The sequence below is a fragment of the Nonomuraea recticatena genome (assembly GCF_039533245.1).
GTDB classification, from domain to species: Bacteria; Actinomycetota; Actinomycetes; order Streptosporangiales; family Streptosporangiaceae; genus Nonomuraea; species Nonomuraea roseola.
Genome location: NZ_BAAATE010000030.1, coordinates 49,320 through 63,489, shown reverse-complemented (window position 1 = coordinate 63,489; position 14,170 = coordinate 49,320). Strand labels below are relative to the sequence as shown.

The window sequence follows — 14,170 nt, the reverse complement described above, 5'->3', positions numbered from 1 at the left end:
CGGCGCGTCACGCCATACCGGCGACATACCGGTGTTCCCTATGCTGACGAACCCTCGTCCGCGGATCATGCTGAAGGAACCTCGTGCCCCGTCCCGTGCTCGTAGTGGTCGTCGCCCTGCTGCTGTCGCTGCTCCCCGGGGTGTCCCACGCCGCGGGCCCTGGCGTGGTGGGGACGGCGGGGAACCTCATCCGGGAGGTGGAGCCACGGGCCGATGGCATCAAGCACATGGACTCCAAGGCGATGATCGCCGCGTTGAAGGCACTCAACGTGAACACCTACGTCTATCCTCTGGCCGGTGGCTACGATCACTGGGACGACCTGCGTAACGAGTTCCTTCTGGCCGCCGCGGACGCCGGTATCAACGTGTGGGTCATGGTCTACGCGCCGAGCCAGTCGGCCGTCTCCCGGCCGCACGGGCACGACTACGTGAAATGGTCCAGCGAGCTCGCCACTCTCTCGAAGATCCATCCGAACCTGATCGGCTGGACCGTGGACGACTACGGCTTCGACCTCAAGACGTTCACCCCGGCGTACGTCAAGCAGATGCGTGACGCCGCCAAGGCGATCAATCCCTCGTTCAAGTTCATCCCGACCGTCTACTACAGCCAGTTCACCGATACGTTCGCCGCCGAGCAGGCCCCGCTGTTGGATGGGGTGATCTTCCCCTTCCGCGACGAGCCGGTCCGGGACACGTCGTGGACGTGGAGCCTGTCCTACCAGGTCAAGCAGGTCGTCCAGCGCCTCCCCGACACCGACATCTACCTGATGCCCTACGTCCACCCGCTGAGCCGTACGGCCCTGAAACCGACCGTGGCCTACGTCGAGGCGATCACCAAGAAGGCGCTCGAGCACGTCGCCGCGGGAGAACTCGCCGGGATCCTGCAGTACAAGCTCCCCTACCTGTCCCGTGACCCCGGGTGGACGCGCCCGGCGACCGACAACCTCGCCCGGACCGGCAACGGACGACTCAGCTTCGTCGTACAAGCCGACACTCCCACCAGCCCCGGGATGTGGTGCAGCGCCACGCGGACGGTCCAGCTCACGCCCGGCGCGACCAAGCGCGCGGTGAGCTTCTGGCATCGGGACAACCGCGGGTCCGGGAGCCCGGCCGGCTACCACATGAAGCAGCTTCTCCTCAACGGCAAGGTGGTGTGGGAGCGGGACGTCGCCGCCGATGAGTACGCCTGGCAGCAGACCACGATCGACCTGACGGCCAAGCTGACCGGGGCGACGAGCGCGACACTGCAATGGCGGCTGTACGAGCGCAAGGGCGTGGGCGACAACTTCGTCGACGTGCGCGTGGATGACATCGCCGTCACCGGCCTGCAGATGAGCGACCCCGGCGTGGAGAACGCCGCCACCTGGACGGCCGGCCTGGCCCGGCAGGGCGGCCCTGTCTACTGCTCCGCCCAGGTCTACCACCAGAACTACGGCGCCGATCTCGGCACGCGCATCGCCAAGCTGTACGCCGGATAGTCCCGAAGTCCTCGACGGAAGCCTTTTCCTGCGATCAGACGTCCGGAAATCTTCCACGGAGTCAGATCCACGGCAGGGGCGCACCACCCAGGTAGCGGCTCTCCTGGCCATCTTCTCGGCGTCAGGGGCCCTCTCCCGCTGTCTCTCCTGCCACACCGGCCTTTCAAGATCACAATCTGTGGTCGACCAGGTCGCCGGGAGTGGCGGCGCCGCGGCCGCCTGGCCCGCTGATGTCAGCGCCAGCGCGGCCGTCACGGCCAACGCGAGGGTACGGCTGCCGGCCCGCGCTGCGCGTGGCAGGCCGAGGGCGGCTCGGCGGTCACAGGCGCGCCGGGCCGAGGGCGTCGCTACGCGTGGCCGTCGTCCCCCACGGGAAGTGAGGTCGCGCGAACCACGAGCTGCGGATCGAAACGACCCCGCGTGTCCTCCTCGTCCTCGATGCCGAGCAGGATCCGGACCGCGCTGGCGCCGAGCGCCGCGGAGGGATGCCGGATGGAGGTGAGCGGCACGATCGCGAAGTCAGCGAACTCTATGTCGTCGTAGCCGACGAGCGAGAGATCCTCCGGTACCCGGACCCCCGCCACGATGAGCCCGTGCAGGAGCCCGAGCGCGAGCAGGTCGTTGCCCGCCAGGATCCCGTCGGGCAGGCCGGACCTCGGGCGATCGAGCAGCGTCCGCGCGACCGTCTCGCCGACCTTCGCGGTCTGGACCTGCACGCGGACGACCTCGAGCGAGGCCGGCGCCATGGACTCGGCGACCGCCCGCCTGGCCCCCGCCAGACGCAGGTCGATGTGCGGGTGCGTGCCGCCCACGAACAGCAGGCGCCGCCGGCCCTGGGCGAGCAGGTGGGAGGCGGCGAGGTAGCCGCCCCGCTCGTTGTCGCCCGAGATGGCCGGATAGCTGTGTGGGCCCGGGGCGATGCCGACCAGGACGAACGGTGTCCCCCGCCTGCTCAGCCCGAGCAGTTCCGTCGGAACGTCGCCCACCGGAGCGGCCACGACGCCGCTCACCTGCTGGGACTCGAAGAAGTTGATGTAGGCGCGCTCGCGCTCGGGGCTTTCGTCGCTGTTGGCGACCAGGATGAAGCGGCCGTGCGCGGCGGCCTCCTCCTCCGCGCCCGCCGCAATCTCCGCGTAGACGGGGTTGCTCGTGCTGGAGACGAGCAGCCCGAGCGCGAGGCTGTGGCCGACGCGCAGCCGCCGCGCCGCGTCGTTGCCGACGTAACCGAGCTCGTCGGCGGCCGCGAGGACGCGCCGACGCAGCTCGGGCGAGACCCGGTTGGGCTGGGTGAAGGCGTAGGAGACGGTCGCTCGCGAGACTCCGGCACGCGCCGCGACGTCGCCCACCGTGGGGGCGGAACCGTCCCCCTTCGACCGCCGTGGCACCGGTTCAGAGGTCATCGGACTCCTTGTCGTCCATGGTCGACTGCAAGCCTAGCGCAGTCGTGAATCGATTCACGCCGCACCATTGACACCCGATCGGGCGACGCGTAATCTGCCCGAAACGCTGTGAATCGATTCACAGCATGTCATGGAGTTGGCCTCTCGATGGCCGTACCCCCGCCATGGACATCTGCGAGAGGAGCCACACGTGGCCTTGCCGCATGCGACGACGACACCGTCCGGGATACGGGAGCCCTCCCTGGCCGGCCGGAGCCGCCGCAAGGTGGGCGTGCGCGCCCCGTGGTGGTTCGTGGTCCCGGCGATCGCGGTCTACCTCTTCATCGTCGTCGTCCCCAGCGTCAACGGCGCGCTGTTCTCCTTCACCGACTGGAACGGGCTGCGACCCGACTGGTCGGTGGTCGGCCTGGACAACTACGCCAGGGTCTTCGCGGACCGGACCGCCCGCGACGCCCTCGTCAACACGCTGGTCCTGGCCGCGGCCGCGACGGTGGTGCAGAACGTCGTCGGGCTGCTGCTGGCCCTCGGCGTCAACAGCATGGTCAAGAGCCGCTACGTGCTCCGCGTGATCTTCTTCGCCCCGGTGGTGCTCACGCCGCTGGTCGCGGGGTACGTGTGGAGCTTCCTGCTCTCGCCCAACGGCGCGGTCAACGACGCGCTGCGCGCCGTCGGCCTGGGCTCTCTGGCGCACGACTGGCTGGGTGACCCGGACACCGCGCTGTACGCGATCGTCGCCGAGATCGTCTGGCAGTTCTCCGGCTACTCGATGGTGATCTACCTGGCGGGACTGCAGGCGATCCCCTCGGAGGTCCTGGAGGCGGCCACGATCGACGGGGCGGGCGCGTGGAGCAAGTTCCGCCGCGTCGTGCTGCCCCTCCTCAACGGCGCGGTCGTGATCAACGTGATGCTCTGCCTGATCGGCGGGCTCAAACAGTTCGACCAGGTGATGGCCATGACCGGCGGCGGGCCCGGCACCGCGACGGAGACGATCTCCACGACGATCTACAAGAGCGCCTTCTCGCTGGGCGACTTCCCGTTCTCGATCGCGCTCGCGGTCGTCATGACCGTGGTCATCGCGGTGCTGGCCGGGATCCAGTTCCGCCTGACGCAGAGGAAGAGCTCCTGATGCACGCGCGATACACCTGGCGGACGCTCACCCGCGAGGCCACGCTGATCCTGCTGGCCCTGGTGTTCCTCATCCCGCTGGTCGGCCTGGTCAACGTGTCGCTGAAGTCGCAGGACAGCCAGACCAGCGCCCTGGCCTTCGACTTCCCGCCCACCCTCGACAACTACGCGCAGGCCTGGAACCAGGCCAGCCTGGGCGCGGCGCTGGCCAACAGCTTCGCCATCACGGCCGTCAGCGTCGTCCTCATCATCGCCTTCTCCGCTCTGGCCGCCTACCCGCTGGCCAGGGTGACCCGCGGCTGGTCGCGCTACACCTTCTCCTTCGTCATCGGCGGGCTGCTCATCCCCGGTCAGCTCGCGCTGCTCCCGCTGTACGCGACCATGCGGGACCTGGACCTGCTCGGCTCCATCTGGTCGGTGATCCTGATCAACGTCGGGCAGCAGATGCCGTTCTCGGTCTTCCTCTACACGATGTTCCTGCGCGAGCTGCCGCTCGACTACGAGGAGGCGGCCCTGCTCGACGGGTGCGGCCCGGTGCGCTCGTTCGTCACCGTCGTCTTCCCGCTGCTGCGGCCCGTCACCGGCACCGTGGTGATCCTCAACACCGTCGGCATCTGGAACGAGTTCTTCACACCGCTGCTCTACCTGGGCGGCAGCGACAACACCACCGCTCCGGTGGCCATCTACGGCTTCGTCAGCCAGTACGTCTCCCAGTGGCCGCTCATCTTCGCCGGCCTGGTGATCAGCGTCATCCCGATCCTGGTCGTCTACTTCGCGCTGCAGAAGCACATCATCAAGGGCTTCGCCGGCGGACTCAAAGGCTAGCCCCCACCCTCAGGAGTCTGACATGAAGATGATCACAACGCTGGCCTGCCTCGCTCTGGCGGCCACCGCGTGCTCCACCTCGACCGGCGACACCACCGGCGCCTCCTCCGCCGACCAGATCCTGACACTGGCCGCGGCGGGCCAGGGTCCGGCCAAGGCCGCGGTCGAGGCGTTCGAGAAGGCCAACCCCGGCGTCACCGTGAAGACCACCTTCACCGAGGACGACGCCTCCTACCAGCAGCAGCTGCGCACTCAGCTCGCCTCGGGGACCGCGCCCGACGTGTTCCGCATGTGGCCGGGCGGCGGCAACACGATGGCCGTGCGCGACCTGGGCGAGGACGGCATGCTCATGGACCTGTCGGGCGAGAGCTGGGCGGGCGGGCTGAGCAGCGACCTCAAGTCCGTGACCAGCGACCTGTCGGGCAAGGTGGTGGCCGTCCCTGTGACGATCGGCGCCATCGGCGCGGTGTGGAACGACCAGGCCGTGCAGAAGAGCGGGCTGAGCAAGCCGACCACGTGGCCCGAGGTCCTGCGGTTCTGCAAGGACGCCAAGGCCAAGGGCGTCGTGCCGTTCGCGCTCGGCCTGAAGTCGGCGTGGGTGACCCAGCTCGTGCCGTACGCGCTGACCGCCTCCCTCGTCTACGGCCCCAACGCCGGTTTCACCCAGCAGCAGAAGGACGGCAAGACGACCTTCGCCGCCTCACAGTGGAAGCAGGCGCTGGAGAAGTACCTGCGGATGCGCGAGGAGGGCTGCTTCAACGACAGTCCCAACGGCGTCGGCTACGACGAGCAGATGCAGATGTTCGGCCAGGGCAAGGCGCTGGGCGTGGTGCACGTGCTGTCGGCGGTGCAGTCGGCGGTCGAGTTCGCCCCGCAGGGCACCACCTTCTCGATGACCCCGTTCCCCGCGACCGACAGCGCCGACGGCACCTACGTGCCGGTGTCGGTGGGCATCGTCTACGGCGTCAACGCCAAGGCCAAGAACCCGGACCTGGCCAGGAAGTTCATGCGCTTCCTCGCCTCCCCCGAGGGTCAGGCGCTGTACGCCACGGCCTCGGGCAGCAGCCCGGCGCTGAGCAGTCCCTCCTTCAAGGCCGACGCGCTGCAGCAGCCGGTGCTCGACGCGGTCGAGTCGGGAAGGTCCACGCTCTACCCGGATCAGGGCTGGCCCAACCCGAAGGTCCAGCAGGAGCACCTGACCTCGATCCAGGAGCTGTTCAACGGGACCGTGAACGTGCCCACGGTGCTCACCCGCATGGACGAGGCGTTCGCCTCCGCCAACTAGCTCCCGCTCCCCCACCTTCGAAGGAGACCATGACGTTGGGCATCGCCTCGCTCGAGACCATCCCGCAGAACGCGGAGCCGTCCGGCCGCAGCACGCGCCCCGCGCAGTCCGGCGCGCGGCTCGATCCCCCGGCCGCCCGGTGACGGCCGCGGTGGAGACGGGCATGGAGGCCTGTCTGTGGATCACGCCCAAGATCTTCGACGACCTGCGTGACCCGGGGCCAGGGATGGCGGCGTTCTTCGACCACCACGCCGCCTGGCTGAGCGACCGGCCCGTCACGGTGGTGTTCTGCGCGGGCAACGGCGATCACGTGCTCAACTACGCGGGCGGCCACGCCTGGGACGACCGCTTCGACTGGGCCCGCTACAACTGCTTCGCCCTCGGGCCCGGCGGGCCCGCCGCCATCGCCAGGGCGCACAACCGCGACTGGCTGGCCAGGGTGCGCGACGGCGGCGAGCGCTCGGCCAACCCGTACTCGGCGGGGCCGATGTTCACCCTCTCCGACCAGCCCATGGACTACCGCACGCTGGCGGGGATCTACGCGGCCGTGCGGGCGGAGGCGGGCAGGCACGGGCTCCGGGTGAAGCTGCTGGAGTATCTGGAGCCGGGCCCGGAGTTCTGCCGCAGCGAATGGAAGACCGTCAGGCACCCGGAGGCGGCGGCAGGCTCCGCCGACGCGGGAGGCCATCTGGTCCCCGGGGTCATCGACGTGACGGCCCCGCTTTCGGCCGACCCTCGTCCGTATGCCGCCTTCCCCTCCGGCATCCCGTCGGGGCTGCCTGCCGGAGACTTCGTCGCCGCGCAGACGGCGGCGTTCGCGGCCGACTTCGGGCTGGACGGCGTCATGCTCGGCAACCAGTTCGGCCTGGTCGGGTTCTGGCACCCGGACAACGCGCCACCGCTCACCCCCGAGCGGTCGGCCGGGATCGAGCGGTTCTTCCTGCGGCTGCGCGAGGCCATGGGCGAGCGCCTCGTCTACTGGATGGACACCTACTGGCGGGCCGAGGTCGAACGGGCGGCGTGGGGCATGACCGACACCGCCTACCAGACCCTCGACGCGATCCTGGTCAGCACGTTCGCCGTGCTGGTCGAGCGGACCGAGATCGTGCCCAACCTGCTGAGCAAGGCCGCGCTGGGCCGGCCCCGCACGCTGCTCGGCCTGGACTTCGTCGACCCCTGGTACTGGTACCGCACCTACCTCGACGACCGGCGCACCTACCTCTACCAGCGGGAGGTCCTGGCCGCGCACGCCGCCTCCGTGGCCGGTGTCTCCTTCTTCGCCAACGACACCTTCGGCCACTTCGTGCCCGAAGCCGAGCTGACGGCCACGCTCGAGGTGGTCAGGAAAGGGGAGATCGGCGCGGCGACCCGGCTCTGACACCGGGACGGCGCGGCGGCCCACGTCGCGAAGGCGGCGTCGCCGGCGCCTCGTCCCTACGTGGTGCGGAGGAGCAGCGACCACAGGCACTGCTTCCTGCGGCCCGCGGGCGGCTCCGTGAGTGAGGCGGGGCTCAGCACGAGCCCGGTCGCGGCGTGGAGGCGGCGCCTGTGCTGCTCGTCGGCCCCGACGAGCGCGGGGTGATCGGCGTTCGCGTCCAGCATGCGCCTGGCCGCGGGCATCGTCAGAGCGAGGTCCTGCCACTGCCTGACCAGCGCGTCGTGGAGGTCGCGCGGCCATTCCTCCAGCACCGCGTCGAGCCTGGCGTCGAACGCCCGGTACCAGCGCCGCTGCACCTCCTGGAGGAAGCCGCCGAAGTCGCCGAACTCGGCGTCGACCTCCGTGGCCAGGCCGGGCGGTACGGTCGTCAGCCCGGAGGCCAGCACGGCATGGACCAGCTCATGGCGGCGATGCACCCGATCCCACGACATCGTGGACACCTACTCTGTGTCGGAAACATACACACTGTATGTCGTATACTTCCCGCATGCCACCTGTCAAGAGTCGTCGTGAGCAGTATTCGCAGGCGACCAAGGCCGCGCTGCTCGAAGCGGCCACCCGTCGTTTCGCCGAACACGGCTTCGCCGGCACGGCGCTCGAGGATGTCGCGGCCGACATCCAGGCCAGCCGTGGCGCGGTCTATCACCACTTCGCCAGCAAGACCGCGCTGTTCGAGGCGGTGGTCGAGGCGCTGGAGACCGAGATGATCCGCGAGGTCGTCGAGGCGGTCGCGACGACGCCCGACACCTGGCAGGCGGCGATGACGGCGATGGAGATGTTCCTCGACCACTGCTGCGACCCCGACTACGGACGCGTGGTCTGGCAGGAGGCGCCCATCGCGCTGGGCTGGAAGCGCTGGAAGGAATGCGAGGAGAAGTTCGCCTACGGCCTCATCGAGCAGCTCATCAAGGCACTCGTCGACAGCGGGGAGGTGCCGCCGCTGCCGCTGGAGCCGATGGCCCGCATCACCTTCCACATTCTCGGATCCGCGGGGATGGCGCTGGCCGAAGCCCCCGCGCAGGACAAGCGCAGGGTCAGGGACGAGTACTCCGTGGCGATCAGGCACCTGCTGAACGGAGCGCGCAGGCGGGCCGACAGCCCTTCCTGACGCGTTGCCCGGGGCGCGCCGCATCCTGCGGAACCCGGGCCGGCCGTCATCCCAGGATGAGCTGATACTGCCGGTGGGCGCGCCATTCGACCGTCAGCACGGTGGCGTCGTCCTGCAGCCGTTCGTGCTGGTGCTCGAGGATGGTCTGGATCAGCCGTCGCAGGGTCTCGGGAGCCGGCACGCCGTCGGCTTCGCGGCGGATGACGAAGTCGATGAAGCGCTCGATGCCGAACCGCTCCCCCTCCGGGCTCTGGGCCTCGATGATGCCGTCGGTGTAGAACAGCAACCGGTCGCCGGGCTGCAGCCGATAGTGGAGCACGCCGGTGGAGGTCTCCATGCGAAAGCCCATCGGGGGGTCGGGGAGGCTGGCCAGGGTGGCGACCAGGCGGCCCTCACGGATCACCAGCGGGGGGTGGTGTCCCCGGTTGACCCAGCTCAGCAGGCCGCTCTGAAGGTCCAGGGAGGCCAGGATGCCGGTGGCGAAACGGCCGGTGAACTGCTCGGCGATCTCCGCGTCGATGGTCTCGCTGGTCGCGAACAGATCCGCGCCCTGACGGCGGCTGTTACGGCAGGCGCCCACCGCGAGGGTGGCGGTCAGCCCCGCGGCGGTGTCGTGGCCCATGGCGTCGAAGATCGACAGATGCAGCGTGTCGCCGTCGATGGCGTAGTCGTAGGCGTCGCCGCCGACGGCGTAGGCAGGCTCGAGAGCGGCGCTGACCACCACGTCGTTGTTGGCGAAGGTCCCTGGCGGCAGCAGGTTCCACAGCACCTCGGCCGACAGCGCCATGGGGCTGGTGCGCACCAGCTGCGCGTAGGAGTCGCTGTGGGGACGCTTGCTGACGACCAGCACCGAGATCAGGGCCGCCAGCTGGCTGACCCGCCACTGGATGATCTCCCCGCCCTCCGGGACGGTCACCCCGAGCACGCCGACCCGTTCGGTTCCGTCCAGCAACGGCGCCCACAACCGCATCGGGCCCTCGCCCGCGGGCGCGTGGGCCCTGTCGGCCGCGTGCGGATCGGAGACGGAGCGCGCCTGGACGATCTCCACCTGCCGAAAGGCCCGCCCTGCCATGGTGACGTCGACGCGGATGGGTTCGAGCGGCTTGCCGAACGCGTCGTGCTGGCCCGGCAGCGGCACGAGCAACTGCTGCTGCAGGTCGGCCACGTAGATCAGGGTCTGGGAGAAGCCGACCAGCTTGGCGTGCTCGGCTACCAGGGCCGGGAGGTCCTCCATCGCGGCCAGGTGGTGGGCCTGCAACAGGCCGCCCAGCATCCGCTCACCGTCGTTTCCCACATGCCTGCCCTTCTGGCCGGCGGTCCCCTCCGCCTGCAGTGGCTGTCCCTACAGTGGCTCTCCTACCCTTCTGGCGGCCATCGGCTCATCCTGCCTCGGGCGGTTGTGGACGCCAGGGGTGTAGCCGAAGGCGCGGCGGAAGACGTCGATGAAGGCGCTGGTGGACGACCAGCCGCAGCGATGGGCGACCGTGGTCACCGGCAGGTCGTCGGCCAGCATGCGCAGGGCGTGATAGAGGCGTAGCTGGGTGCGCCACTGGGGGAAGGTCATGCCCAGTTCTCGGCGGAAGAGACGACTGAGGGTGCGCTCGCCGGCTCCTGCGGTGACCGCCAGGGCGGCCAGGCGGCGCGGGTCCGCGGGGTCACGACGCAGGAGGTCGCAGACGGCCGCGAGCCGGGGGTCGGTAGGGGCGGGCAGTTGGACGGCCTGCTGGGGCGAGGCGCGCAGCTGGTCGAGCAGGACCGCGCGCAGGCGCAGCCGTTCGGGGGTGTCGTCGTGCGGGCCGCGGGTGCAGGCGAGGATCAGTTCGCGCAGCAGGGGGCTGACGGCCAGGACGGTGGGAGCGTCGATGCCGAGGGGGTTGGTGTCGGCGGGCAGGCCGAGCAGGTGCAGGTCGAGGTGGCCGTGGGCGCGGTGGGCGTGGACGCATCCTGCCGGGACCCAGATGGCCCTGGTGCCCGGGGCGAACCAGGTGCCCGCGTCGGTGGTGACGGCCAGCACGCCGGAGCCCGCGTAGACGATCTGGTGGTCGTCGTGACGGTGCGCGGCGATGCTCTCTCCCGGAGCCAGCGCCTGGGTGCGGGTGGGCGCCTCGGGAGTGTGGCGGATTTCCGGCATACATTGGCACTTTATCGGAAGAGCGCGAGCCTGTTCCGCGGCCACGATGGGCAGGTGTCGACGAACCAGACCTCGCGGATCCGTCCCATCACGCTGCTCTCGTCGGGGCACGCCTGCGTGGACGTCTACCAGGGCGCGGTGGCCGCCCTCGTGCCGTTCTTCGTCTCCGAGCGGGCCTACACCTATGCGGCGGCCTCCGGGATCGTGCTGGCCGCCTCCCTGCTGTCCTCGGTGGTGCAGCCGCTGTTCGGGGCGCTGACCGACAGGTGGGCGCTGCCGTGGCTGCTGCCGGTGAGCACGCTGGTGGGCGGCGCGGGCGTCGCGCTCGCCGGTTTCGGCGACTCCTACGCCCTCACCCTGCTCGCGGTCGCCGTCTCGGGGCTCGGCGTCGCCGCCTACCATCCTGAAGCCGCCCGCGTCGCACGCGAGGTCAGCCGCGGCAGTCATACCGCGATGGGCTGGTTCTCCCTCGGCGGCAATCTCGGCTTCGCCGCCGCCCCTTTGCTGGTCTCCGCCGTCATCCTCACCGGCGGCCTGGGCGCCTCACCGCTGCTGGCCGTCCCCGCCCTCGCCGGGGCGGCGCTGTGCGCGGCGGCGCTGCGGGCGGTCAGGAGGCCCACGCCGGCGACGGCCGCCGCCCGCGCGAGCCTGGCCACCGGCAGGGACGACTGGCCCTCCTTCCTCAGGCTGTCAGGGGCCGTCGGCTGCCGCTCGATCGTCTTCGTCGGTCTCAGCGCGTTCATCTCGCTGTACGCGCGCCAGCGCACCGGCGGAGGAGAGCTCTCGGGTACGGCAGCGCTGTTCGTGCTCTACCTCGGCGGCGCGGTGGGCACCGTGGCCGGCGGGAGACTCGCCACCCGCTTCGGCCGCCTCCCCGTGGTGCGGTGGTCCTACGCCCTGACCGTGCTCGCCGTCGCCGGCGTCGTCTACGCCCCCGGCCCTTCGCTCCACCTGTTCGTGGCGCTCGCCTCGGCGGGGCTGTACGTGCCCTTCTCCCTGCACATCACCCTCGGCCAGGACTACCTGCCCCGGCGCGTGGGCACCGCGAGCGGCGTCACCCTGGGCCTGGCCGTCAGCGTGGGGGGGCTGGCCGGCCCGCTGGTCGGCGCCGTCGCGGACGCCACCTCCCTGCAGACCGCCCTCGCCCCGCTGATCGCCCTGCCCGCCCTCGGCTGGCTCCTGCTGCGTACCCTGCGCGAACCCGGCCTGCCGCACGCAGCCACCGGCAGGCCGGGCTCCGGCGCGGGCGCCGCCAGGGCGGGTCACGAGTAGAGCCGTCCCTCCTCTCCAGAGTCGGCGTCGCACTGCCCGTGCTCGGTCCATGGGCCCCGTCGCCGTGGCGCGGCACGGCGTCGCCACACCCTCTCGACTCCGGGGAGGCGCGCCGCCTTGATCACCTCGGAGGCGGGGTGTCGCCGTACGACTCCAGCAGGGCGGCCAGCGTGGCGGCCAGGTGCTCGCGCTCCTCCTGTCCGAGGGCCTCGAGGAGACGGCCCTCGTTGGCCACGTGCAGAGGCAGGACCCTGTCGATCACCTCGAGCCCGAGATCGGTGAGACGGATCTTGACCGAGCGTCGGTCGGCGGTGTCGCGCACCCGTGTGACCAGGCCCTTGTCCTCCATCCGGTCCACGCGCAGGGTGATCGCGCCCGTGGTGACGAGCGAGGTCTTGAGGAACGTGCCGGCGGTCAGCTCGTACGGCTCGCCCGAGCGCCGCAGCGTGGACAGTACGTCGAACTCGCCGGGCTCGAGGCCGTGTCCGGCCAGGAAGTCCTTGATCTCCTTGTCCCACATGCGGGAGATCCGCATGATCCGGCCGACGACCCCGATCGGCCGGATGTCGATGTCGGGACGCTCGCGGCGCCACTGCTCCAGCACCGCCGCCACCGCGTCGGCCATGAAACCTCCCACAAAATTAGGCGAGCACTCATCTAATTGACACTCACGCAACCACTGATTATCTTAGCGCTCATCTTATCAGGAACGACTTACGAGTGGGGACCGACCATGCCTTTCCTCCCAGTCCGCGACACCGACGTCCACTACGAGGCCGAAGGCCAGGGTCCCGGCCTGGTGCTGGTCCACGGCACCGGCGGCGACGCCGACAAGGTCTTCGGCAACGTGGTGCACCACTTCAGCGCCACCAGGACCGTCGTGCGGCCCAACTTCAGCGGCAGCGGGCAGACCACGGACGACGGCACGGAGCTGACCGTCGACCTGATCACGGACCAGGTGGCCGCGGTCACGCGGCAGGCGGTGCGCGGCCCCGTGGACCTGCTCGGCTTCTCCCTCGGCGCGGTCGCCGCCGCGGCCGTCGCCGCCACCCATCCCGAACTGGTGCGCAGGCTCATCCTGGTCGGCGGCTGGGCGCACTCGACCGCCCCCCGCGACCGGTTCTACTTCGAGACCTGGCGCAAGCTCCTCGACACCGACCGTGAACTGTTCAAGCGGTTCTCCACCCTGACCGGCTTCGGCCCGGCCACCCTGAACGCCTTCGGCCACCAGGGTCTCGCCCGCTCCCTGGCCGACGAGTGGCCCCCGCCCGGCATCGGCCGCCAGATCGACCTGGGCGCCAAGGTCGACATCCGCGACCTGCTGCCCAAGATCACCGCACCGACCCTGGTCATCGGCCTCGCCGGAGACAACATGATCCCGGTGGACGGCTCGCGGCAGCTGCACGCCGCGATCCCCGGCAGCCGCCTGATCGAGATCGAGGACGAAGGTCACATGGACTGGTTCGCCGACCCCACCCGGCTGATCGACCTCACCCGCGCATTCATCGACGCGCCCGACGCGACCGTCTAGACCTCACCTCAGGAGTCAGAGATGTCCTATCCGGATCCCCGCTACCTCGGCGAAGACGGCGAAGTCAACGCGCTGTTCCGTCCCGCCACCACCGCCCCCGACTTCGTCTCGGCGCCCGTGACGTCCTCAGGACCCCGCGTCAGCGGCGGAACCGCCTACCACTACCTGTCCACCACCGCTTCAACCGGCGGGGAGTACGGCCTGTACCGCGTGGACATGGGCCCGGAGTTCGGTGGCCCGAGCACCCACTTCCACCGGTCGATGTCGGAGTCGTTCTTCATCCTGTCGGGCACGATGCGGCTGTTCGACGGCGAGCGCTGGGTCGACGCCACCGCGGGCGACTACCTGTACGTCCCGGTCGGAGGGCTGCACGCCTTCCGCAACGAGTCGGGCGAGCCGGCCTCCATGCTGATGCTCTTCGCCCCCGGCGCTCCCCGCGAAGAGTACTTCGAAGGGATCACCCGGCTCGCCGGACTCGACCCTGAAGAGCGGGCCGAGTTCTTCCTCCGCCACGACAGCTTCTTCGTGTGACCACCGACCCGCCGACCATCCTGCCGACAGCGGACCTGCCGCGCCT

Annotated in this window: 14 protein-coding genes; 9 read left to right on the top strand and 5 right to left on the bottom strand. The window is 70.2% G+C overall.

The window, feature by feature from the left end; translation table 11 throughout:
* Positions 1–83 precede the first annotated feature (83 nt).
* Entirely contained in the window at positions 84–1,478 is a 1,395-nt protein-coding gene (locus tag ABFX50_RS38875; protein ID WP_346153781.1) for a hypothetical protein, read from the top strand.
* Positions 1,479–1,825: 347 nt separating this feature from the next.
* Here ABFX50_RS38875 and ABFX50_RS38870 read toward each other — a convergent pair whose 3' ends face one another.
* The gene (locus ABFX50_RS38870) at positions 1,826–2,878 is read right to left on the bottom strand and encodes a LacI family DNA-binding transcriptional regulator (protein ID WP_346153779.1); all 1,053 of its coding nucleotides are present in this window, start codon (positions 2,876–2,878) and stop codon (positions 1,826–1,828) included.
* Between the two features lie 190 nt (positions 2,879–3,068).
* Here ABFX50_RS38870 and ABFX50_RS38865 point away from each other — a divergent pair, with 190 nt between their 5' ends.
* The 4 genes from ABFX50_RS38865 (at position 3,069) to ABFX50_RS38850 (ending at position 7,491) form a co-directional block, all read left to right on the top strand.
* On the top strand, positions 3,069–4,004 hold the full coding sequence (locus ABFX50_RS38865) for a carbohydrate ABC transporter permease (protein ID WP_346153777.1): 936 nt from the start codon (positions 3,069–3,071) through the stop codon (positions 4,002–4,004).
* Complete coding sequence (locus ABFX50_RS38860) at positions 4,004–4,828, top strand: carbohydrate ABC transporter permease (protein ID WP_346153775.1); 825 nt, start codon at positions 4,004–4,006, stop codon at positions 4,826–4,828. The genes ABFX50_RS38865 and ABFX50_RS38860 overlap by 1 nt, the downstream gene beginning before the upstream one ends.
* A 22-nt stretch (positions 4,829–4,850) precedes the next feature.
* A complete protein-coding gene (locus tag ABFX50_RS38855) occupies positions 4,851–6,113 on the top strand; it encodes an ABC transporter substrate-binding protein (protein WP_346153773.1) in 1,263 nt (420 codons plus the stop codon).
* 163 nt (positions 6,114–6,276) lie between these two features.
* Positions 6,277–7,491 (top strand): hypothetical protein, encoded by a 1,215-nt coding sequence (locus tag ABFX50_RS38850; protein ID WP_346153771.1) that lies wholly within the window; start codon positions 6,277–6,279, stop codon positions 7,489–7,491.
* A 56-nt stretch (positions 7,492–7,547) separates the two neighbouring features.
* On the opposite strand, the gene ABFX50_RS38845 is transcribed toward ABFX50_RS38850, so the two are convergent.
* Positions 7,548–7,982, bottom strand: coding sequence for a hypothetical protein (locus tag ABFX50_RS38845; RefSeq protein ID WP_346153769.1), 435 nt, complete (start codon positions 7,980–7,982; stop codon positions 7,548–7,550).
* Between the two features lie 56 nt (positions 7,983–8,038).
* Between ABFX50_RS38845 and ABFX50_RS38840 the strand changes: the two genes are divergently transcribed.
* Positions 8,039–8,659: a TetR/AcrR family transcriptional regulator gene (locus tag ABFX50_RS38840; RefSeq protein ID WP_183644699.1), complete on the top strand. Its 621-nt coding sequence runs from the start codon at positions 8,039–8,041 to the stop codon at positions 8,657–8,659.
* Between the two features lie 46 nt (positions 8,660–8,705).
* Here ABFX50_RS38840 and ABFX50_RS38835 read toward each other — a convergent pair whose 3' ends face one another.
* Both ABFX50_RS38835 and ABFX50_RS38830 read right to left on the bottom strand, forming a co-directional pair.
* Positions 8,706–9,953 (bottom strand): PP2C family protein-serine/threonine phosphatase, encoded by a 1,248-nt coding sequence (locus ABFX50_RS38835; RefSeq protein WP_312895383.1) that lies wholly within the window; start codon positions 9,951–9,953, stop codon positions 8,706–8,708.
* Positions 9,954–10,001: 48 nt separating this feature from the next.
* Positions 10,002–10,790 (bottom strand): helix-turn-helix transcriptional regulator, encoded by a 789-nt coding sequence (locus ABFX50_RS38830; protein ID WP_346153766.1) that lies wholly within the window; start codon positions 10,788–10,790, stop codon positions 10,002–10,004.
* Positions 10,791–10,844: 54 nt separating this feature from the next.
* On the opposite strand from ABFX50_RS38830, the gene ABFX50_RS38825 reads away from it, so the two are divergent.
* Entirely contained in the window at positions 10,845–12,062 is a 1,218-nt protein-coding gene (locus ABFX50_RS38825) for an MFS transporter (RefSeq protein ID WP_346153764.1), read from the top strand.
* A 121-nt stretch (positions 12,063–12,183) separates the two neighbouring features.
* On the opposite strand, the gene ABFX50_RS38820 is transcribed toward ABFX50_RS38825, so the two are convergent.
* Positions 12,184–12,687: a MarR family winged helix-turn-helix transcriptional regulator gene (locus ABFX50_RS38820; protein ID WP_346153762.1), complete on the bottom strand. Its 504-nt coding sequence runs from the start codon at positions 12,685–12,687 to the stop codon at positions 12,184–12,186.
* Between the two features lie 108 nt (positions 12,688–12,795).
* On the opposite strand from ABFX50_RS38820, the gene ABFX50_RS38815 reads away from it, so the two are divergent.
* Together ABFX50_RS38815 and ABFX50_RS38810 are read left to right on the top strand one after the other, a co-directional pair.
* Complete coding sequence (locus ABFX50_RS38815; protein WP_346153761.1) at positions 12,796–13,593, top strand: alpha/beta fold hydrolase; 798 nt, start codon at positions 12,796–12,798, stop codon at positions 13,591–13,593.
* Between the two features lie 21 nt (positions 13,594–13,614).
* A complete protein-coding gene (locus ABFX50_RS38810; RefSeq protein WP_346153759.1) occupies positions 13,615–14,124 on the top strand; it encodes a cupin domain-containing protein in 510 nt (169 codons plus the stop codon).
* The last annotated feature ends 46 nt before the right edge of the window (positions 14,125–14,170 follow it).

Bases quoted from the DNA above. Each gene is read 5' to 3' on its own strand.
- ABFX50_RS38840 (WP_183644699.1), top strand. From the start codon at position 8,039: ATGCCACCTGTCAAGAGTCGTCGTGAGCAGTATTCGCAGGCGACCAAG.
- ABFX50_RS38810 (WP_346153759.1), top strand. From the start codon at position 13,615: ATGTCCTATCCGGATCCCCGCTACCTCGGCGAAGACGGCGAAGTCAAC.
- ABFX50_RS38845 (WP_346153769.1), bottom strand. From the start codon at position 7,982: ATGTCGTGGGATCGGGTGCATCGCCGCCATGAGCTGGTCCATGCCGTG.
- ABFX50_RS38870 (WP_346153779.1), bottom strand. From the start codon at position 2,878: ATGACCTCTGAACCGGTGCCACGGCGGTCGAAGGGGGACGGTTCCGCC.
- ABFX50_RS38850 (WP_346153771.1), top strand. From the start codon at position 6,277: ATGGAGGCCTGTCTGTGGATCACGCCCAAGATCTTCGACGACCTGCGT.
- ABFX50_RS38830 (WP_346153766.1), bottom strand. From the start codon at position 10,790: ATGCCGGAAATCCGCCACACTCCCGAGGCGCCCACCCGCACCCAGGCG.
- ABFX50_RS38820 (WP_346153762.1), bottom strand. From the start codon at position 12,687: ATGGCCGACGCGGTGGCGGCGGTGCTGGAGCAGTGGCGCCGCGAGCGT.
- ABFX50_RS38815 (WP_346153761.1), top strand. From the start codon at position 12,796: ATGCCTTTCCTCCCAGTCCGCGACACCGACGTCCACTACGAGGCCGAA.
- ABFX50_RS38860 (WP_346153775.1), top strand. From the start codon at position 4,004: ATGCACGCGCGATACACCTGGCGGACGCTCACCCGCGAGGCCACGCTG.
- ABFX50_RS38855 (WP_346153773.1), top strand. From the start codon at position 4,851: ATGAAGATGATCACAACGCTGGCCTGCCTCGCTCTGGCGGCCACCGCG.